The organism is Streptomyces sp. NPDC053426 (genome assembly GCF_055585405.1).
The window spans coordinates 1-18,490 of sequence record NZ_JBVJKE010000014.1; the positions used below are offsets into that span (position 1 = coordinate 1).

Consider the following 18,490-nt stretch of genomic DNA (forward strand, 5'->3'; position numbering starts at 1 on the left):
CAGCGGCAGCGGGTCGCTGCTGGTGACCAGCTCCCGCAGCGGGTGCCGGGCCAGCACCGCGTCCACCTCCGGCGTCAACGCCGCCGCCAGCCGGGTGGCACAGGGCAGGGAGTCGTCCCGCAGGGTCTCGGCCGCGGCGAGGACCACGGCCTGTCCGTCGTCCCGCGGAACCCCGGCGGCCGCGCGCTCGTGGAGGTCGGCGCCCTCCTCCAGCACCAGCCCGGTGTCGATGCCCGCCGGGACCTTGATGCCGGCGGTCCTGCGCCAGGTGGTGACCGGATCGCCCCACGCCTCGACGCGGTAGGTCCACCGGCCCGGGCCGTCCGCGACGACCTCCGCGCCCCACCGGTCACTGCCCGGCGCCAGCTCCCGCATCGGCGTGAACGGCCCCGGCCGCCCCTCGGGATCCTTCAGCACCACGTTGGCGGCCACCGCGTCGTGGCCCTCCCGGAAGAGCGTGGCCGTGACCTCGAACGTCTCGCCCACGACGGCCTTGGCCGGCCGCCTGCCGCAGTCCACGGACGGCCGGACGTCCCGTACCGGGACACGGCCGATGGTCCGGGTCGTCTTCATGGGTCTGTGCACCTCCGCAGTGCTCGACGCCCGGGCGGACGCCCGGGCGTGGGACCAAACAGCGGCGGGAAGGTCACTGCCTTCCCGCCGGGGAGCGCCGCCCGACGGCCGGCGGTCCCCGCCGGACCGCGGCCGCCGGACGGGGCGTGTCGTTCTGTTCCTGCAGATAGGTGACGAGGGTGGTGCGCAGATACCGTTCGGCGGCGTCCGCCGCCTCCCGCGCGCAGCGCTTGCCCATCAGCACACAGAGGGTGTAGCCGGCGTCCTCGAAGGTGGCCCGGACCGTGTGATCGGTCGGGGCCGCCAGCATCACGCGTTCCCAGGCCCGGTACCGACGCAACTGCCGGGCAACTTCGGCTTTGGCGGGTAGCAGCATGGCGCCGTTCACCTTTCCGGGGCTCGATTCGAGGTGCGTTGTCCCGACGGTCGGGCGGCGGCCGTGCGCGCAGCTGCACGGACCCGTAACGGCGATCGAGGTCTTCACACATGGTGCACGGGTGATGACGCAACGTCTTGTTGGCTTTTCAACCACCTGGGGTGGCGTGCCGCGGCCGCCTCCGCCCGGACGTCGCCCCAGGAGTCACGGATGTGCGCTCGTGTTGCACGAACGGACCAACCCCCTCACCCTGAAAAGTGACTCAGAAGCGATACCCGCTCACGTTCCGTGTTCGGGGGCTCGCCCCGCGGGGGCGAGGACGGACGAGAGCTTCGCGTGAGGAGCCAACGACCATGAAGACCGCAGTGCCCTGCTACTACCACCTCGACGTGGAAGTCAGCCCCGAGAGGGTGGGACAGGTCAGCCGCATACTGGCCGCTCACCTCCGGTTCTGGGACCTGGAGAATCTGATGGAGCCCGTCTGCGGCGGCGCCGAGATGCTGCTGCGGGCCATCGACGAGCACGCCACCGACAAGAACACGTCGATCGAGATGTGGTGGAACGGCCAGCACCTCATCACGGCCATCGGTGACAACAACCGCGCCCTGCGCCCCGACCAGGAACTGCGCGGCTGTCTCGAGCACATCGCGGCGAGCAGCGACGGCTGGGGCTGCTGCGCCACCGAGAACGGCAGCAAGGTCATCTGGTTCTCGCAGCGCGCCCGCGCCGGCGAACGCGTCCCCCTCGTGCCGACCGGGCCCGACCCGCGCGAGAGCGAGGGCCTGGACCTCCCCCGCGAGGTGAGCGTCGCCACGCTCACCGGCCGGGTACGAACGCCGGGCGGCCTCCTGGAGGAGGTCCGGTGACCCGGCGACAGAACCGGAAAGGGGCGCCCGCCTGGAGCGGGCGCCCCTACCCGCTGGGTGCGTCCTACGACGGCGAGGGCACCAACTTCGCGCTCTTCAGCGAGGTCGCCGAACGCGTCGACCTGGTCCTGGTCGACGACGACGGCCGGCACACCACCACACGGCTCACCGAGGTCGACGGCTTCGTCTGGCACGGCTACCTCCCCGGCGTCGGCCCCGGACAGCGCTACGGCTACCGGGTGCACGGACCCTGGGCCCCGGCGGCCGGCGACCGCTGCAACCCGGCGAAACTCCTCCTCGACCCCTACGCCACCGCGGTGGACGGCCAGATCGACAACCACCCCTCGCTGTACGAGCGCGCCCCGCAGGGCCCCGACCCCGCCGACAGCGCCGGACACACCATGCTCGGCGTGGTGACCGACCCGGCCTTCGACTGGGGCGACGACACCCGGCCCGGCCGCCCCTACTCCGACACCGTGATCTACGAGGCCCACGTCAAGGGCCTCACCCGCACCCATCCCGACGTCCCCGCAGAACTCCGGGGCACCTACGCCGGACTGGCGCACCCCGCGGTGGTCGAGCACCTCACCTCGCTCGGCGTCACCGCCGTCGAGCTGATGCCGGTCCACCAGTTCGTCCAGGACGGTGTGCTGCAGAGCCGCGGCCTGGTCAACTACTGGGGCTACAACACCATCGGCTTCTTCGCCCCGCACAACGCCTACGCCGCCCACGGCACCCGCGGCCGGCAGGTCACCGAGTTCAAGGAGATGGTGAAGACCCTGCACGCGGCCGGACTCGAAGTCCTCCTCGACGTGGTCTACAACCACACCGCCGAGGGCAACGAGAAGGGCCCCACGCTCTCCTTCCGGGGCATCGACAACTCCTCGTACTACCGCCTGGTGGACGGCGACTGGCGCCACTACTACGACACCACCGGCACCGGCAACAGCCTGCTGATGCGCCACCCCTACGTCCTCCAGCTGATCATGGACTCGCTCAGGTACTGGGTCACCGAGATGCACGTCGACGGCTTCCGCTTCGACCTCGCCGCCACCCTGGCCCGGCAGTTCCACGAGGTCGACCGGCTGTCGGCGTTCTTCGACCTCATCCAGCAGGACCCCGTGATCAGCCGCGTCAAACTGATCGCCGAACCCTGGGACGTGGGCGAGGGCGGCTACCAGGTGGGCAACTTCCCCCCGCTGTGGTCGGAGTGGAACGGCCTGTACCGGGACGCCGTACGGGACTTCTGGCGCGGGGAGGAACACACCCTCGGCGAGTTCGCCTCCCGGCTGACCGGCTCCTCCGACCTGTACGCGCACCACCGGCGCCGCCCCCGCGCCAGCGTCAACTTCGTCACCGCGCACGACGGCTTCACCCTGCGCGACCTCGTCTCGTACAACGACAAGCACAACCACGCCAACGGCGAGGGCGACCGGGACGGCGAGAGCGCCAACCGGTCCTGGAACTGCGGCGCCGAGGGCGCCACCCGCGACCCGGCCGTGCTCGAACTGCGCGCCCGCCAGCAGCGCAACTTCCTCGCCACCCTGCTGCTCTCCCAGGGCATCCCGATGCTCTCCCACGGCGACGAACTGGGCCGCACCCAGCGCGGCAACAACAACGCCTACTGCCAGGACAACGAGATCAGCTGGATCGACTGGCGGCTCACCGGCGAACAGCGCGACCTGCTGGACTTCACCCGCAGGCTCATCTCGCTGCGCCTCGCCCACCCCGTGCTGCGCCGCCGCCGCTTCTTCCGGGGCGAGACCGTGCGCCACGCCGACCAGCCGCTGCCCGACCTGGTGTGGCTGCTGCCCGACGCGCGGGAGATGACCGACGACGACTGGCGGCGCTCCGACGCCCACTCGGTCGGGGTGTTCCTCAACGGCGACGCCATCGCCGAACCCGGCCCGCGCGGCCGGCGCCTGGTCGACGACTCCTTCCTGCTGCTGCTCAACAGCCACTGGGAGCCCGTCGGATTCCGCCTGCCACCCGTCTCCTACGGCGAGCGCTGGACGGCCCTGGTCGACACCGCCGACCCGGAGGGCACCCCCGACGAGGCGGAGCACAAGGCCGGCACCACCCTCACCGTGGGCCCCCGCAGCCTGGTCCTGCTGTCCCGCCCGTCCCGCACGTCGGAGTGACCGGCGGGTTCTGCGGGGCTCAGCGCTCGCGGCGTGACGTCACCGTGAACTGGGCGCCCTCGTTGTCGCGGAGCACGGCCTCGTCGGCGCCCAGCGAGAGCACGCTGCCGCCGTGCCGCTCCGCGGCGCGGGCACAGGCGGCCACGTCCTTCACGGCGAAGTGCACCTGCCAGTGCGGCCGGACCGTCGGGTCGGGAGCGGACTCCGCCGCCCCCGACTCGATCCGCGCCACCACGTTCCCCTCGCTGCGCAGCACCACTTCCTCACCTTCGTAGCGCACCTCGACGCAGCCCGGTTCGTCGGACGCCCAGCCGAAGACCCCGCCGTAGAAGATCGCGGCGTCGAAGGCGTCGCGGGTGTGCAGCCGGACGAACGCGAGCTGCGCGCGGCGCCAGGTGGGCCAGTCGGTGAACAGTTCGCCCTCCCAGACCCCGAACGTCGCCCCGTCCCGGTCGGCCAGCAGCGCCGCGCGTCCGGGCGGCAGGGAGATCGGGCCGACCGCCGCGGTGCCGCCGCGCTCCTGCACCCGTGCCGCGGCCTCGTCGGCGCTGCGCACCGCGAAGTACGGCGTCCACGCCACCGCCATCTGCCACATGCCGGCGACGCCGGCGATCCCGGCCACCGGCCGGCCCTCGGACAGGGCGATGCGGAACCGGTCGCCGAGGCGCACCGGACGCCACTCCCAGCCCAGCACGGCCCCGTAGAACTCCTCGGTCGTCTTCATGTCGCGGCTGGTCAGGCTCACCCAGCAGGGCGCCCCGAACACGGAGTGCGTCGAGAAGACGTCCGTTGCGCCGGCGGGGGAGGGCATGTCGTGGTTCATAACAGTCGCGTCCTGATCTCGTCGGCCCGGCAGCCACCCGGATGGCACCAGTGTCCGCCGGGTACCCCTCCGGGCGCCTGCCGAGTACCCCGGCGGCGGCACCGAAACGGCGGCCCCGCCGCCCCGGACCACCCCGGTGGCGCAGGGCGGCCGCAGTGGCGACGATGGATGGATCGGACACTGGGTGAAGGCACTCAAGCACTATGCGAAGGCACCACGAGAGCGGCACACCGGACCCGGAGGTGACCATGCCCACGGACGGGGGCGCCGACCGCATCCTCCAGCTCGAGGAAGAGGTCCAGCAGCTGAAGGACGCGGTCGTCTCGCACGCGGTGGTGGACCAGGCGATCGGCATGATGGTCGCGCTCGGGCGGGTCTCGCCCGACCAGGGCTGGACCGTGCTGAAGGAGGTCTCCCAGCGCACGAACATCAAACTCCGCAACGTGGCCGACCTGATCCTCGTCTGGGGACGCACCGGGCTCCTGCCGGCGGAGGTGCGGACGGTGCTGGAGGAGGTCCTGGACCGGCTCGGCCCCACCCAGATCCCGGGCGCGCCGCCGGACGGCTGACGCACCCCGCGGGGCCCGCCCCGCTCAGCCGGCCTCGGCCTCGGCGAACAGCTCCTCGCGCAGATGGGCGAAGCAGCCGCTGAGCAGCCGGGAGACGTGCATCTGCGAGATGCCGAGCTGCTCGGCGATGTCGCTCTGCGTCATCCCCCGGAAGAACCGCAGATAGAGGATGAGCCGCTCGCGCTCCGGCAGCGCCTCCAGACAGGGCCGCACCGCCACCCGGTCGACGACCGTGTCGTAGGCCGGATCGGGGCCGCCGATCGCGTCGCCCAGGGCGTAGCCGTCGGTGCCCGGCAGCTCCGCCTCCAGCGACAGCGCGGAGAAGCACTCCAGGGCCTCCATCCCGGTGCGCACCTCGCTCTCGGTCAGCAGGGTGTGCGCGGCGATCTCGGCGACCGTGGGGGAGCGGCCCGGAGCGGTCTGCGCCAGCTCCTTCGCCGCGTGCCGCACACGGTTGCGCAGATCCTGGACCCGGCGCGGCACGTGCAGCGTCCACATGTGGTCGCGGAAGTGGCGCTTGATCTCGCCGGTGATCGTCGGCACGGCGTACGCCTCGAAGGCGTTGCCGCGCGCCGGGTCGTAGTGGTCCACCGCCTTCACCAGACCGAGGGCCGCCACCTGGTACAGGTCCTCCAGGGTCTCACCGCGGCCCCGGAAACGGACGGCGATGCGCTCGGCCATGGGCAGCCAGGCCGTGACCAGCGCGTCGCGCAGGATCCTGCGCTCGGGCCCTTCGGGCAGCCGGGCCAGGCGCGCGAAGTCCCCCGCCGTGTCGGGGGCGTCGTCGTGGGGGTGCTGCTTCCTGGGACTGACGGTACGCATCGCGCGCACCTCCCTGAGCGGGGTGCCGGATGGACAGACCCCGTGGGAAGCGGCGGCTCGGACCACGACAGGCCCGCGGCCGGCGAAGCGGTTCCCACGGACGTGCCTCCTGTCCGAAGCACTGAGAATTCCCTTCCCCGTGATCCGTCGTTCCAAAACGCCTTCCGGAATTCGGCGGAGAAAATCACAGGAAAGCGCACGGTGTGAAATCGAGTGAATTCACGGCGTGAAATTCCCCGCCGCGGAGCGGGTGGCTTCGGGCCGGCCCGTCCCCGCCGTCGCGGACCGCCCGGACGGCGCGCCGGTGATCACGGCGTCGGACGTGATGTGCGGCACGCCCCCGCCGGCCGCCGGCCGGCCGGCCGGGGGATTCCTCCAGCGCAGCGCTTGATCACCGATCAGATCGGGCGAACCGCCTGACCACAGCGCATTCCGCTCATTTGACAGTGCGCCGAGGCCACAGATAGGAAGCACCGGACAGAAGTCGAGAGGTGCACTGTGTACGAGCCGAACGTGGTCGGGGACTGGCAGGAGTACGACGAGCATGCCGGTCTGCGGGTCCGCGTCCACCGTCTGGAAACCGGCGAACCGCCGAGGGGACGGGACGACGCCGCCGAGGGGCTGACGTACTTCAGTGTCCGCGTGACCGTCGAGAATCGCGGCGACCGGCCTTTCTCCGTTCACGTCGAGGACGGCCAGATCGACGTACGGACCGGCCCCGACGGCGAGAGCGCGTTCATCGACTGGCGCAATTCGCAGTTCATCGAGGGATTCGACGTCTACCCGCTGCGCCGCGCCACCGCCGTCCTCTACGCGGCCGGTCCCGAGGCGGCCCTGAGCCAGGTCGACGTCCAGGTCCAGCTGCGCGTCGACGAGGAGTGGGCCGGGCGCCGGCTGTGGACGGGCGGCATCGGCGTGCAGGAGGGGCCCGCGGGGGCGCCCGCGGGCGCGTGCCGGGACAGCCTCGCCCAGCAGGTGAGCGTCTTCCTGCAGGAACAGGCGGAGGAAGGCACCGCCTGAGCGTCGCGTCAGTGCGGGATGCCGTCGATGATCTCGCGGGCTCCCTGACGCAGCAGCGCCACGGCGACCGAGGTGCCGAGCGTGGCCGGGTCGAGCCGTCCCGCCCACTCGTGCGCGTTCAGCCGGGTCTTGCCGTCCGGGGTGAAGACGCACGCCCGCAGGGACAGTTCGCCGCCGCGGTCCCCCCGTGCGTAGCCGGCGATCGGGCTGTTGCAGTGCCCCTGCAGCACGTGCAGGAACATGCGTTCGGCGGCGGCCTCGCGATGGGTGTCCGGGTGGCCGAGGGCGCCGACCGCGTCGATCAGACCGGTGTCGCCCTCACGGCACTGCAGCGCGAGGATGCCCGCGCCGATGGGCGGCATCATGGCCTCGGGGGAGAGCACCTCGCTGATCACGTCGGCGCGGCCGATGCGCTCCAGGCCGGAGACCGCGAGCAGCAGGGCGTCCACCTCCCCTGCGGCGAGCTTCGCCAGCCGCCGGTTGGCGTTGCCGCGCAGCGGCACGCACCGCAGCTGCGGGTGGGTGGCGGCCAGTTGGGCGACCCGGCGCACCGAGGAGGTGCCGATCCGGGTGCCGGGCGCGAGCTCGTCCAGGGAGAGGCCGTCCGGGTGCACGAGGGCGTCGCGGATGTCGTCCCGCTCCAGGAACGCGGCGAACACCGTGCCCGCCGGGAGCGGCCGGTCGGCGGGCACGTCCTTGACGCAGTGCACGGCGAGGTCCGCCTCACCGGCGAGCAGCGCGGCGTCCACCTCCTTGGTGAACGCGCCCTTGCCCTCCACCGCCGACAGGTCCCCGAGCCACTTGTCCCCGGTCGTCTTCACCGGTACGACCTCGGTGCGCACACCGGGACGGGCGGCGGCCAGCTCGGCCCGGACGCGCTCCACCTGGGCGAGCGCCATGGGCGAGTCGCGGGAGACGATACGGATCAGTTCGGGGGCGGACATGCCGACACCATAGACCCTCATGGACCCTCGGAGGGGCCGGCCCGTGCCGGGACGCCGAACGGCGCCCCGGCGTCAACGGGCCGTGTACGGTCAGGCGTTCGGGTCGAAGGGGATGCCGGAGGGCTTGGCCGCGGCGAGGTGGGAGGCGAAGCTGCCGTCCTTCAGGCCGAAGTGGGCGCTGCCGAAGTCGTACGAGCTGAGCTTGGAGCGCAGCCCCGCCGGGTAGCCGTTCCAGCCGACCAGTGCCGGGTACTGCCAGTCGCCCTTGTGGTTCTCCGGCGGCTCGTCGCCCGGCCCCGCGAGGCGGAAGCAGTGGGTGCCGATGCCGTCCTTGTGGTACACGATCTTCGGATGCGTGCCGTCGAAGCGGACCGCCGAGCGCGCGTGGACCGTGAAGGACCCGTGGTTGGACGTGGACACGTACTGCACGGTGTCGTTCTGCACCCAGACCACGACGTGTTCCCAGTCGTGCCGGTGCCCCCCGAGGCTGACGCCCGGCAGGGCCTGGTCCTTCTCGAAGTACAGGGCGTAGACGACGGCGCACCAGCCGTTGTTGCACGTGGAGCGGGAGTAGCCGTTGGTGTTCTCCAGGTCCGAGGCGTCACGGCAGTCGCCGTTGAGGGCGCCGGTCGGTTTGAGGCCGGTGTTGACGGAGCCGTCCTGGCCGATCGCCGCTGTCGGGTAGCAGCCGTCGGTGTCGTAGTCGTAGGCGGGCTGGTACGTCCGCTCCAGGACGTCCGCGTCGGCCGGCAGGGCGGGAGGGGGCGCGGCGAAGGCGGTGGCGGGGAAGGCGATGACGAGCGCGGCCGCGCCGGCGAGGCCGGTCAGCCATCTCCTGCGGTGCGTTCGGGACGTGCTCGACGGCACTGCGTCCTCCTCATGGTCCGGGCGCAGCCAACGGCTGTGGGGGAATGGGGAGTTCAGCATCCCGGCTGGACGTATACATGCCAAGAGGACGCAGGCGTACCGCTGGTGAAGCGCGGCCCAACACTCGCCGCGCCGGGTCCGGGATCACCCGGGACGCCGGCCGGGCCGGCGGCCGTGCGGGGGCGGGCGATTGATTGAGTTACGCAATGAGATGGTAAAGTGCGGTGCATGTCCACACCCGACGTCCCCGCCCCCGAGGAAGTGGCCGAGATCGAGCGCGCGCTCCACCGCCTCACCTACCTGAGTACGCGCGCACGTCAGCACGAGCGGCTGATGGCCCTGGCGGGTGTGCCGCTGGACCGGGCCGCCGTCGCGCTGCTGCGGCAGATGGCGGACGCCGAGCCGATGCGGCCGGGGGAGCTGGCCGCCCGGCTGGGTGTGGAGGCCTCGCACGTCACCCGCACGGTGCAGCAGTTGCAGAAGTCCGGCCACGTCACCCGCGTCCCGGACCCCGACGACCGCCGCGCCCAGCGCATCGAGCTCACCGGGGCCGGCCGGGAGGCCATCGCCCGGATCCGGGAGACGGGGGTCCGCGGCATGCAGGCGGCCCTGGCCGACTGGTCGCCCGGCGACCTGCGGCAGCTCGCCACCCTCTTCCACCGCATGGTCGACGACTTCCTCGCCCACGCCGCCGCCGAGGAGCCGGAACACGCCCGCAGCGCCTGACGGCGGTGCCGGGGCCGCGGGTCCCGAGGCCGGCACCTCACCGTACTTACCGTCGGGTAATATCCCGCGGCAGGTCATCAGAGGAGGAACCGTGTCCCGGTCCGAACGCTCGCCCCTGCTGCTCGCCGGCCTGCTGGCCGCCGCGGGCGCCGCCCACTTCGCCGCCCCGCGCCGGTTCGACCGCATCGTGCCGCGCTCCCTGCCCGGCTCGCCCCGGACCTGGACCCACGCCAGCGGCGCCGTCGAACTCGCGCTGGCCGCGGGCCTGGCGCTGCCCCGCACCCGCAAGGCCGCCGCGCTGACCGCGGCGGCCTTCTTCGTCGGCGTGTTCCCCGCCAACGTCAAGATGGCCGTCGACTGGCGGCACCGCCCCGCCCCGCAGAGGGCCGCGGCCCTCGGCCGGCTGCCCCTGCAGGTGCCGCTGGTGCTGTGGGCGCGCGGCGTCGCCAAGGGCGCGGAGGGCAGGTCGTGAGCGGACGGGTGGAGAAGGGCGACACGGCCCCGGACTTCGCCCTCCCGGACGAGACCGGCACCGTCCGCCGGCTCTCGGAGCTGCTCGCCGAGGGGCCGGTGGTGCTGTTCTTCTACCCGGCCGCGCTCAGCCCCGGCTGCACCGCGCAGGCCTGCCGCTTCCGCGACCTCGCGGCCGAGTTCGCCGCGGTGGGCGCACGGCCGGTGGGCATCAGCTCGGACCCCGTCCAACGGCAGGCGGAGTTCGCCGGACGGCACTCCCTCGGCATGCCCCTGCTGTCCGACACCGACGGCACGGTCCGCGAGCGGTTCGGCGTGAAGCGGGGCATCGCCCTGGCGCCGACGAAACGGGCCACCTTCGTCATCGGCCCCGACCGCACCGTCCTGGAGGTCGTGCGCAGCGAACTGCGGATGAACACCCACGCGGACCGGGCGCTCGCCGCGCTCCGCCCATAGGACGCACGGGCGGACCGCCGCGGTTGATACGGGCCCGCAACGGGATGATCCTGGACGAATGGATGAGGCCTCCGCCGCGATGGTCGTCGATGCCCGCGGCATCGTGACGGGGTGGAGCGAGGGCGCCCGGCGGCTGACCGGACACCCGGCCGAGGAGGCCGTGGGACGGGCCGTACGGGCGCTGCTCGCCGAGGACACGCCGCCCCGCGCCCCCTTGCGGTCGGGCCCGGTCACACTGCGTCACCGCGACGGCCACCCCGTACCGGCCCGGCTCACGGTCCGGCCCCTGCAGGGGGCGCGGGGCGCCCCGGCCGGACACCTGATCACCGCCGAACCGCCCGACGCGGCGGAGACCTCCCTGGCCGAGCGGGCCTTCCAGCAGGCGTCCCTGGCGATGTCCGTCTTCGACACCGAGCAGCGCTACCTGCGGCTCAACGACGTCGCCTGCCGGATGATGGGCAGGCCCGAGACGGACCTGGTCGGACTGCCGTACCTGGACAGTGTGGAGGACGCCGAGTACAGCCGCGGCTTCCACCGGCATCTGCGCGAGGTCACCGAGACGGGCGAACCCCTGCATTATCAGAGCTTCACCCGCGCGCCCTCCTGCGCCCGGTCGCACGCCTGGAACGTCGAGATGTGGCCGGTCCGCGACTCCTCCGGCGAAGTGGTCGGCGGCGCCCTCGCGGCGTTCGACAGCACCGAGCAGCACCGGGCCCGACGGCGGCTGGCGCTGCTGAACGAGGCCGCGACCGCCATCGGCACCACCCTGGACGTCGTCCGCACCGCCGAGGAACTCGTGGCCATCCTGGTGCCGGCGGTCGCCGACTTCGCCACCGTCGACCTGCACGACTGGGTCCTCGGCGCCGACGAACCCCCGGCCCGGCCGGACACCGGGGTCGTACTGCGCCGGGTGGCGCACGGCTCCGCCGCCGAGGGCGCCCCCGAGACGGCGGTGCGCCTCGGCCAGACGGACGTCTACCCGCCCTGCTCACCGCCCGCGCGGGCGCTGCGGGAGAGCAGGGCGGTGCTCGCCCGCGCCGGCGAGCCGGACTTCGATCAGTGGATGGCCGGGCGCGGCGTCCCCGCCCCGGCCGACCGCATCCACTCGCTGCTGGCCGTGCCGCTGCGCGCCCGCGGCACCACCCTCGGCGTCGCGGTGGCCGTCCGCAACGTCCACCCCGAGGGGTACGCCGACGACGACGCCACGCTCGCCGAGGAACTCGCCAGCCGCGCCGCCGTCTGCGTCGACAACGCCCGCCGCTTCGCCCGCGAACGCACCACCGCGCTGACCCTCCAGCACAGCCTGCTGCCGAAAGGGCTGCCCGGACAGGCCGCCGTCGAGGTCGCCCACCGCTATCTGCCCACCGCGTCGGCGGCCGGCATCGGCGGCGACTGGTTCGACGTCATCCCGCTGGCCGGCAGCCGGGTCGCCCTGGTCGTGGGTGACGTCGTCGGCCACGGCATCCCCTCCACGGCCACCATGGGCCGGCTGTGCACCGCGGTACGCACCCTCGCCGACGTGGACCTCCCGCCCGACGAACTCCTCACCCACCTCGACGACCTGGTCACCCATCTCGCCGCCGACGACCGCGAGGACGTCGCCGAGCTGGGCTCCACCTGTCTGTACGCCGTCTACGACCCCGTCACCCGCCGCCTGACCGTGGCCGCCGCCGGGCACCCCGCGCCCGCCCTCGTGCTGCCCGACGGGACGGCCCGGCTCATCCCTGTGAACGCCGGCCCCCCGCTGGGCGTCGGAGGGCTGCCGTTCGAGGCGACGGAGCTCCAGCTGCCCGAGGGCTCCGTCGTCGCGTTCTACACCGACGGCCTGATCGAGGGCCGCGACCGCGACATCGACCGCGCCACCGACGAGCTGCGCCGCGCCCTGGCGGTGCCCGCCGACTCGCTGGAGTCCCTGTGCGACGGCGTGCTGAAGGACGTACTGCCGCAGGAGCCCGGCGACGACGTGGTGCTGCTCCTGGCCCGCACCCGGGCCCTGGGCGCCGATCAGGTCGTCACGAGGGACGTGCCGCCGGACCCCGAGGAGGTGGCCGCCGCCCGGCAGTGGGCCGGTGAACGGCTGGCCGCGTGGGGGCTGGACGAGATCGCCTTCGTCACCGAGCTCGTCGTCAGCGAACTGGTCACCAACGCCATCCGGTACGGCGTGCCCCCCATCCAGCTGCGGCTGATCCGCGACCGCACCCTCATCTGCGAGGTCGCCGACGCCAGCTCCACCTCACCGCATCTGCGCCGCGCCCACGCCTATGACGAGGGCGGACGCGGACTGCTGCTGGTGGCCCAGCTCACCCAGCGCTGGGGCAGCCGCCAGACGGACGGCGGCAAGACGATCTGGGCGGAGCAGTCGCTGCCGCAGCCGTGATCCGCCGCGCGGTCCCCGCCGAACCCCGCGGCGACCCGGACGAAGGCCGGCCGGCGCGCGCCGACCGCGCTCGCCGCTGACCGGAGGCGCCGCGGCCCCCGGCACCCCCTCCGGCCCCGCCCGGACGAGGAGCCACGCCTCCCCGCGCCGCGGAAGCGGGCGGCGAGGGCGTTCTCGCCGTGCGGCCGGAACGTGGCGTGCCCGAGCGGCCCGTGCGTGCCGTGGTCCCGGACGAGGGCCGTGCCCCCGCCGCACCCGCCGCGCCGCCTCACGCCCTCGGACTCCTCGTGCCCCGGCGGACGGCCCCGCGTGGGCACGGCGAGCAGCTCGGTCCTTCCCCCGTGCGCACCCGCCGCCCGCGCGGGCGGCGGGTGCCCGGTCAGAACTCCTCGTGCGCCTCCGGGTCCCCGCCGATCCTCCGGTGGGCGCGGTCGGCGATCGTCCGCATCTGGGCGGCGTCCAGTTCGAAGCCGAAGACGTCGAGGTTCGCGCGCTGCCGCTCGGGGCCGGACGACTTGGGGACGGGGAGCGCGCCCAGCTGGACGTGCCAGCGCAGCACCGCCTGGGCCGGGGTGACCCCGTGCGCCTCGGCGACGGCGGCCACGGCCAGGTCGTCCAGGAGCGTCGAGCCACGGCCGAGCGGGCTCCAGCTCTCGGTCAGCACGCCCTTGTCGGCGTGGTACGCGCGCAGTTCCTCCTGCGGGAAGAAGGGGTGCAGCTCGATCTGGTTGACCGAGGGCAGCACCCCGGTCTCCTTCTCCAGCCGCTCGATGTGGGCGGGCGTGAAGTTGGAGACGCCGATGGACCGGACGAGCCCGTCCTCCCGCAGTTTGACCATGGCCTTCCAGGAGTCGACGTACTTGTCGACGCGGGGGAGCGGCCAGTGGATCAGGTACAGGTCGACGTACTCCAGGCCGAGCCGGGCGCGGGACTCCTCGAAGGAGGCGAGGGTCTCCTCGTAGCCGTGGTGCCGGCCCGGGAGCTTCGTCGTCACGACGACCTCCTCGCGCGGGACGCCGGCCCGGGCCACGGCGCGGCCGACACCGGTCTCGTTGCGGTAGTTGGCCGCCGTGTCGACGAGGCGGTAGCCCATCCGCAGGGCCTCGGTCACCGCCCGCTCCGCCTCGGCGTCGTCCATCGGCCAGGTGCCCAGGCCCAGGGCGGGGATCGTGGTTCCGTCGTTGAGAGTGTGGCTCGGGATGCTGCTCACCAGGGTGCCTTCCCGTTGACAGTGTCGTCCTCCCAGCGTCGGGGACGAGGGGGTCAATGATCAACCGGACGGGTAGGGAGACCGGTGGGGACGACCGACGGAGTGGGGAGCGCATGACGACGCACAGGGACGGCACGGGGGAGGGCACGGCGGTGGAGGTGCGTCCGGTGGCCGGGCACATCGGGGCCGAGATCACCGGTGTCGACCTCGCCGGTGACCTCGACGACGCCGTGACCGCCGCCATCAGGGCGGCGGTGCTGCGCTGGAAGGTGGTGTTCTTCCGCGGCCAGCGCCTCGACCACGCCGGGCATGTGGCGCTGGCCCGCCGGTTCGGCGAACCGGTCGTGCTGCCCCGGCGCGGCAAGGCATCGCCGGCGGACTTCCCCGAGATCGAGACCACCGCCGACCGGCTGGAGCTCGGCGGACGCTTCGGCATGGAGCACGACGAGTGGCTGAGGCGCCGCCGCCACACCCTGCTGCGCGGCTGGCACTGCGACCACGGCGCCCGCGTCGACCCGCCGGCCGCGACGATCCTGCGCGCCGAGACCGTCCCGCCCTACGGCGGCGACACCACCTGGTCGAACCTGGCCGCGGCGTACGCCGGACTCTCCGCCCCGGTGCGGGAGTTCGCCGACCGGCTGCGCGCCGAGCACCGGCTGGGGGTCGGCTATCAGCCCCGCCCCGGCGACGACGCCTATCTGCGCCATCTGCTGGAGAACCAGACCGCCTCCGAGCACCCGCTGGTGCGCGTCCACCCGGAGACCGGGGAGCGGGTGCTGTTCGTCAACGGCTACTACGTCGAGCAGATCACCGGCCTGTCCCGCCCCGAGAGCGCGGCCGTCCTCCAGATGCTCCTGGAGCAGGCCACCCGGCCCGAGTACACCGTGCGGCTGCGCTGGGAGCCGGGCAGCGTGGCCTTCTGGGACAACCGGGCCACCATCCACCTGGCCCCGGGGGACACCGCCCACCTCGACCACCCGCGGATCATGCACCGGGTGATGCTCGCCGGTGACGTACCCGTCGGCGTGGACGGCCGGCCCTCGCGAGCCCTCACCGGTACCGCCCCCGGCCGCTGGTAGCTCACCCGAGGGGGATGGTCACCTCGTCCTCGACCGGCGGGGCGATCTCCTGCGCGCGGTGGCCGGTGGCCGCGTGACAGCGCAGCCGGATCGCCTCCGGGCTCACGTCCAGCCGCAGGAAGCACTTGAAGAACGGCGGGCTGTAGGTGGCCGAACCCGGTGAGAACAGCGACGTGTAGGCCTTGCGCACGGGCAGCCGCAGCCGCTTGCCCCGGTCGGGCCGGCGGCCGGTGCCGAGCAGCCCGGCGACCAGCCGCATCCGGCGGGTGACCCGGACAGGCGCGCCGGGCGCACGGGTGGGGCCGATGCCGAGGCGCTCGGCGATCACGGCCATCGCCTCGGCGTCGGTGAGGGCGAAGAACCGGCGCAGCCGCAGCCGGCGCCCGTAGAGCCCGCTGTAGAAGGCGAGGGAGTCGCCGCGCAGCGGATAGCAGCGGAAGTCCCGCTCGGTGACACCGGCGACGTCCACCCGGGGGATGGTGTGGGTGGCGTGGGTGAACGCCCCGCCGCCGCCCGCCACCACGTACTGCAGGGTGCGGCCGTCGTCCAGCCGCACCGGGTAGCGCTGGTAGTTGTGGATGTCGCCGCCTATCGCGGCCACGTAGTGGTGGCCGGGGTCGCGGACGACGTCGTCGACGGTGCCGCCGCCCTCGATCGGGCACGGGTGGTGCTCGCCGTCCACGTACAGGGGCGAGCCCGTGACGAGGATCTTCGGGCGCGGTCCCCAGGAGACCTCCCGCAGCCACGCGCCCTGTTCGGCGTCGACCGTGCCCAGCAGTCCCGTGTCGATGCCGACGATCCGCACCGGTCCGGCGTCGATCGCCCAGTACGGCCCCGGCTGCACCGCCCGCTGGGTGGGCGCGGACCGCATCCCGCGCGCCTCGTCCAGGCGCCCGCCGTCCCCGGCGCGCGGCCGGTGCCACAGCAGGGAGCGCAGCCGGGCCCGGCTGAACGGGCGCGGCGCGGGTCCCGGAGGCGGCGGCGGGGCGTCGTCGCAGAAGACGCGCATGAAGCCGCCGAGGTCCTCGTACCAGTCGTGGTTGCCCGGTATCGCGTATATCGGGGCCTGGTAGTCCCGGTACGGGCGGAAGAACTTGGTGCCGTAGTCGTCGGCGCTGCCCACCGGGTAGATCACATCGCTGGCGAGCACGGCGAAGGCGGTGTCCCGGCCCTCCTGGAGCAGTCCGGGCACCACCGCGTACTGGGGCTCGTCGCCCTCACCCGTGTCGCCGATCACCAGGAACGAGAACCGGTCCGGATCGTCACGCCGGATCACCTTGTCGGCGGGGGCGCCGGCCGCCTCCCGCTGGGCCACCCAGCGGCTGCGGGTGTCTCCCGTGGGGTCGCCGAACCAGGAGGCCAGGACCCCGTTGCGGGCGGCCCACAGCATGCGCGGGTCGAGCCAGGAGATCTTCTCGACCTCGTTCGGCATCAGCCGCCGGTACGCACCGCGTTCAGCGGTGCCCCAGCCGGCGCCCTCGGCGGTAACACGTGAAGAGTCGGACACCGGTGCACCGTAACAACGGTGCGGTGGACGGACGGAGAGCGGGGGGCGGTGAACCATCGCCGTACGGCACCGAGTTGGGGGCGGTGGTCAGAAGGTGCGCGCCAACAGGCCGAGCAGCGCCGCCCAGTGACGCTCGTCCGCCTCCTCGTCGTACGCCGCCGTGTCGGACTGGGTGTAGCCGTGCGGCGCCCCGGCGTACACCTCGCAGCGGTGCCGGACACCGGCATCCGTCAGCGCCCGCTCCAGCCGCTCGATCTGCTCCTCGGGCAGCGAGTGGTCCTGGTCGGCGTGGCCGAAGTACACCTCGGCGGTGATCCGGCCGGCCACCAGGTGCGGACTGTCCGGCGCGTTCGTCGCCAGCCGGCCGCCGTGGAACCCGGCCGCGGCGGCCACCCGGTCCGGGTAGGTGCCGGCGGTGCGCAGGGACAGCGCCGCGCCCATGCAGTAACCGGTCACCGCCACCGGACCGCCGGCCACCGCCGGACAGCCGGCGAGCCACCGCAGATACGCGCCGGCGTCCCGCATCGCCCGCTCGGGCGTGAGCCGCCGCATCACCGGCATGAGGCGCCGCAGCAGCCGGCCCCGCGACGCGTCGTCGATGAACTCGGGCAGCTCGGCCACCGGCGCGGGCCCGCTCCGGTAGAACACATGGGGCACCAGGACGGTGTACCCGGCCCCCGCCAGCCGGTCGGCCATCGCCCGCAGCCGCGGACGCGGCCCGAAGGCGTCCGTGTAGAACAGGACCGCGGGCCGCGGCCCCCCGTCGGCGGGATGCGTCAGATACGCGTCCGCGGTGCCGTCCCCGGTGCGGATGCCGACGGACGTTCCCTGTACGGCGGTCATGACCGCGCTTCCTCCCGAAGGGTGTGGATCACGCCCGTCGCGGCACGCCGGCCGGGCGCGGCGGACGGCACGGCGCCCTCACTCGAACCGGGTGACGTCGCCGGCGCCCCGCCGTACGATCTCCGCCTCGCCGCCCGAGAAGTCGATCACCGTGGTCGGCTCGGTGCCGCAGTCGCCGGAGTCGAGCACCGCGTCCACCTGGTGGTCGAGCAGGTCCTTGATCTCCCAGCCCTGGGTCATCGGCTCGTCCTCGCCGGGCAGCAGCAGGGTGCTGGACAGCAGGGGCTCACCGAGCTCCGCCAGCAGGGCCTGGGTGACGACGTGGTCCGGGATGCGCACGCCGACCGTCTTCTTCTTGGGGTGCAGCAGCATCCGCGGCACCTCCTTCGTCGCGGGCAGGATGAACGTGTAGCTGCCCGGGGTCGACGCCTTCACCGCGCGGAACACGTCGTTGTCGATCCGTACGAACTGGCCGAGCTGCGCGAAGTCCCGGCACATCAGGGTGAAGTGGTGCCGGTCGTCCAGCTTGCGGATCGTACGGATCCGGTCGATGCCCGAGCGGCTGCCCAGACGGCAGCCGAGTGCGTAGCAGGAGTCCGTGGGGTACGCGACGAGGGCGTCGGAGCGGATGCTCTCGGCGACCTGCGCGATGGTGCGCGGCTGGGGATTGTCGGGGTGCACGTCGAAGTACTTCGCCATTCACCGAGCTTATGCCGCCCACGCGCCAGGACCCCGCACGCCGCCCTCACGGCCGGTGCGCCGACGCGCCGGGATGAGGCGCGTGCACGGGTGGGGTAACGTCCCTGACCTGGGCCGGGGA

General features: G+C 73.3%; 19 protein-coding genes. 9 read left to right on the top strand and 10 right to left on the bottom strand.

Annotation, left to right across the window (positions count from 1 at the left end):
- Nucleotides 1-573: maltotransferase domain-containing protein (locus ACZ62B_RS26595; protein WP_468723501.1), on the bottom strand; the 573-nt coding region annotated here is incomplete at its 3' end.
- A 73-nt stretch (nt 574-646) separates the two neighbouring features.
- Nucleotides 647-949 carry a DUF5133 domain-containing protein gene (locus ACZ62B_RS26600; protein WP_073935949.1) on the bottom strand — a complete coding sequence of 101 codons (303 nt, stop codon included), beginning with the start codon at nt 947-949 and terminating at the stop codon, nt 647-649.
- Between the two features lie 353 nt (nt 950-1,302).
- Here ACZ62B_RS26600 and ACZ62B_RS26605 point away from each other — a divergent pair, with 353 nt between their 5' ends.
- Both ACZ62B_RS26605 and glgX read left to right on the top strand, forming a co-directional pair.
- Nucleotides 1,303-1,815, top strand: a complete 513-nt coding sequence (locus tag ACZ62B_RS26605) for a pep a2 (RefSeq protein ID WP_344560079.1) — start codon at nt 1,303-1,305, stop codon at nt 1,813-1,815.
- Nucleotides 1,812-3,956: a glycogen debranching protein GlgX gene (gene glgX, locus ACZ62B_RS26610; protein WP_344560080.1), complete on the top strand. Its 2,145-nt coding sequence runs from the start codon at nt 1,812-1,814 to the stop codon at nt 3,954-3,956. The genes ACZ62B_RS26605 and glgX overlap by 4 nt, the downstream gene beginning before the upstream one ends.
- Nucleotides 3,957-3,975: 19 nt before the next feature.
- On the opposite strand, the gene ACZ62B_RS26615 is transcribed toward glgX, so the two are convergent.
- Nucleotides 3,976-4,779, bottom strand: a complete 804-nt coding sequence (locus tag ACZ62B_RS26615; RefSeq protein WP_344560081.1) for a VOC family protein — start codon at nt 4,777-4,779, stop codon at nt 3,976-3,978.
- A 248-nt stretch (nt 4,780-5,027) separates the two neighbouring features.
- Here ACZ62B_RS26615 and ACZ62B_RS26620 point away from each other — a divergent pair, with 248 nt between their 5' ends.
- Nucleotides 5,028-5,348: an ANTAR domain-containing protein gene (locus tag ACZ62B_RS26620; protein ID WP_201263100.1), complete on the top strand. Its 321-nt coding sequence runs from the start codon at nt 5,028-5,030 to the stop codon at nt 5,346-5,348.
- 24 nt (nt 5,349-5,372) lie between these two features.
- Here the strand turns inward: ACZ62B_RS26620 and ACZ62B_RS26625 are convergent, their stop codons facing one another.
- Nucleotides 5,373-6,170, bottom strand: coding sequence for an RNA polymerase sigma factor SigF (locus tag ACZ62B_RS26625; RefSeq protein WP_344560082.1), 798 nt, complete (start codon nt 6,168-6,170; stop codon nt 5,373-5,375).
- A gap of 498 nt (nt 6,171-6,668) precedes the next feature.
- Here ACZ62B_RS26625 and ACZ62B_RS26630 point away from each other — a divergent pair, with 498 nt between their 5' ends.
- Nucleotides 6,669-7,190 (top strand): hypothetical protein, encoded by a 522-nt coding sequence (locus ACZ62B_RS26630; protein WP_344560083.1) that lies wholly within the window; start codon nt 6,669-6,671, stop codon nt 7,188-7,190.
- A gap of 8 nt (nt 7,191-7,198) precedes the next feature.
- Here ACZ62B_RS26630 and hemC read toward each other — a convergent pair whose 3' ends face one another.
- Together hemC and ACZ62B_RS26640 are read right to left on the bottom strand one after the other, a co-directional pair.
- Complete coding sequence (gene hemC, locus ACZ62B_RS26635) at nt 7,199-8,134, bottom strand: hydroxymethylbilane synthase (RefSeq protein WP_469692309.1); 936 nt, start codon at nt 8,132-8,134, stop codon at nt 7,199-7,201.
- A gap of 90 nt (nt 8,135-8,224) precedes the next feature.
- Nucleotides 8,225-9,001, bottom strand: coding sequence for an NPP1 family protein (locus tag ACZ62B_RS26640; protein WP_344560085.1), 777 nt, complete (start codon nt 8,999-9,001; stop codon nt 8,225-8,227).
- A 228-nt stretch (nt 9,002-9,229) separates the two neighbouring features.
- Here ACZ62B_RS26640 and ACZ62B_RS26645 point away from each other — a divergent pair, with 228 nt between their 5' ends.
- The 4 genes from ACZ62B_RS26645 to ACZ62B_RS26660 all read left to right on the top strand — a co-directional run bounded on the left by ACZ62B_RS26645 (nt 9,230) and on the right by ACZ62B_RS26660 (nt 13,031).
- Nucleotides 9,230-9,727: a MarR family winged helix-turn-helix transcriptional regulator gene (locus ACZ62B_RS26645; protein WP_344560086.1), complete on the top strand. Its 498-nt coding sequence runs from the start codon at nt 9,230-9,232 to the stop codon at nt 9,725-9,727.
- 91 nt (nt 9,728-9,818) lie between these two features.
- The gene (locus ACZ62B_RS26650; protein WP_344560087.1) at nt 9,819-10,199 is read left to right on the top strand and encodes a DoxX family protein; all 381 of its coding nucleotides are present in this window, start codon (nt 9,819-9,821) and stop codon (nt 10,197-10,199) included.
- Nucleotides 10,196-10,654: a peroxiredoxin gene (locus tag ACZ62B_RS26655; protein WP_344560088.1), complete on the top strand. Its 459-nt coding sequence runs from the start codon at nt 10,196-10,198 to the stop codon at nt 10,652-10,654. The genes ACZ62B_RS26650 and ACZ62B_RS26655 overlap by 4 nt, the downstream gene beginning before the upstream one ends.
- Before the next feature lie 58 nt (nt 10,655-10,712).
- On the top strand, nt 10,713-13,031 hold the full coding sequence (locus ACZ62B_RS26660; protein ID WP_468888885.1) for a SpoIIE family protein phosphatase: 2,319 nt from the start codon (nt 10,713-10,715) through the stop codon (nt 13,029-13,031).
- 379 nt (nt 13,032-13,410) lie between these two features.
- Here ACZ62B_RS26660 and ACZ62B_RS26665 read toward each other — a convergent pair whose 3' ends face one another.
- Nucleotides 13,411-14,241, bottom strand: a complete 831-nt coding sequence (locus ACZ62B_RS26665) for an aldo/keto reductase (protein WP_468884552.1) — start codon at nt 14,239-14,241, stop codon at nt 13,411-13,413.
- A gap of 113 nt (nt 14,242-14,354) precedes the next feature.
- Between ACZ62B_RS26665 and ACZ62B_RS26670 the strand changes: the two genes are divergently transcribed.
- Nucleotides 14,355-15,320 carry a TauD/TfdA dioxygenase family protein gene (locus ACZ62B_RS26670; RefSeq protein WP_468884550.1) on the top strand — a complete coding sequence of 322 codons (966 nt, stop codon included), beginning with the start codon at nt 14,355-14,357 and terminating at the stop codon, nt 15,318-15,320.
- Between the two features lies 1 nt (nt 15,321).
- Here ACZ62B_RS26670 and ACZ62B_RS26675 read toward each other — a convergent pair whose 3' ends face one another.
- From ACZ62B_RS26675 to ACZ62B_RS26685, 3 genes are all read right to left on the bottom strand, one after another.
- Complete coding sequence (locus ACZ62B_RS26675; protein WP_469692313.1) at nt 15,322-16,827, bottom strand: metallophosphoesterase family protein; 1,506 nt, start codon at nt 16,825-16,827, stop codon at nt 15,322-15,324.
- A gap of 87 nt (nt 16,828-16,914) precedes the next feature.
- Nucleotides 16,915-17,670: a dienelactone hydrolase family protein gene (locus tag ACZ62B_RS26680; protein WP_468884544.1), complete on the bottom strand. Its 756-nt coding sequence runs from the start codon at nt 17,668-17,670 to the stop codon at nt 16,915-16,917.
- A gap of 78 nt (nt 17,671-17,748) precedes the next feature.
- Nucleotides 17,749-18,369: an L-threonylcarbamoyladenylate synthase gene (locus tag ACZ62B_RS26685; RefSeq protein ID WP_073935933.1), complete on the bottom strand. Its 621-nt coding sequence runs from the start codon at nt 18,367-18,369 to the stop codon at nt 17,749-17,751.
- Between the last annotated feature and the right edge of the window lie 121 nt (nt 18,370-18,490).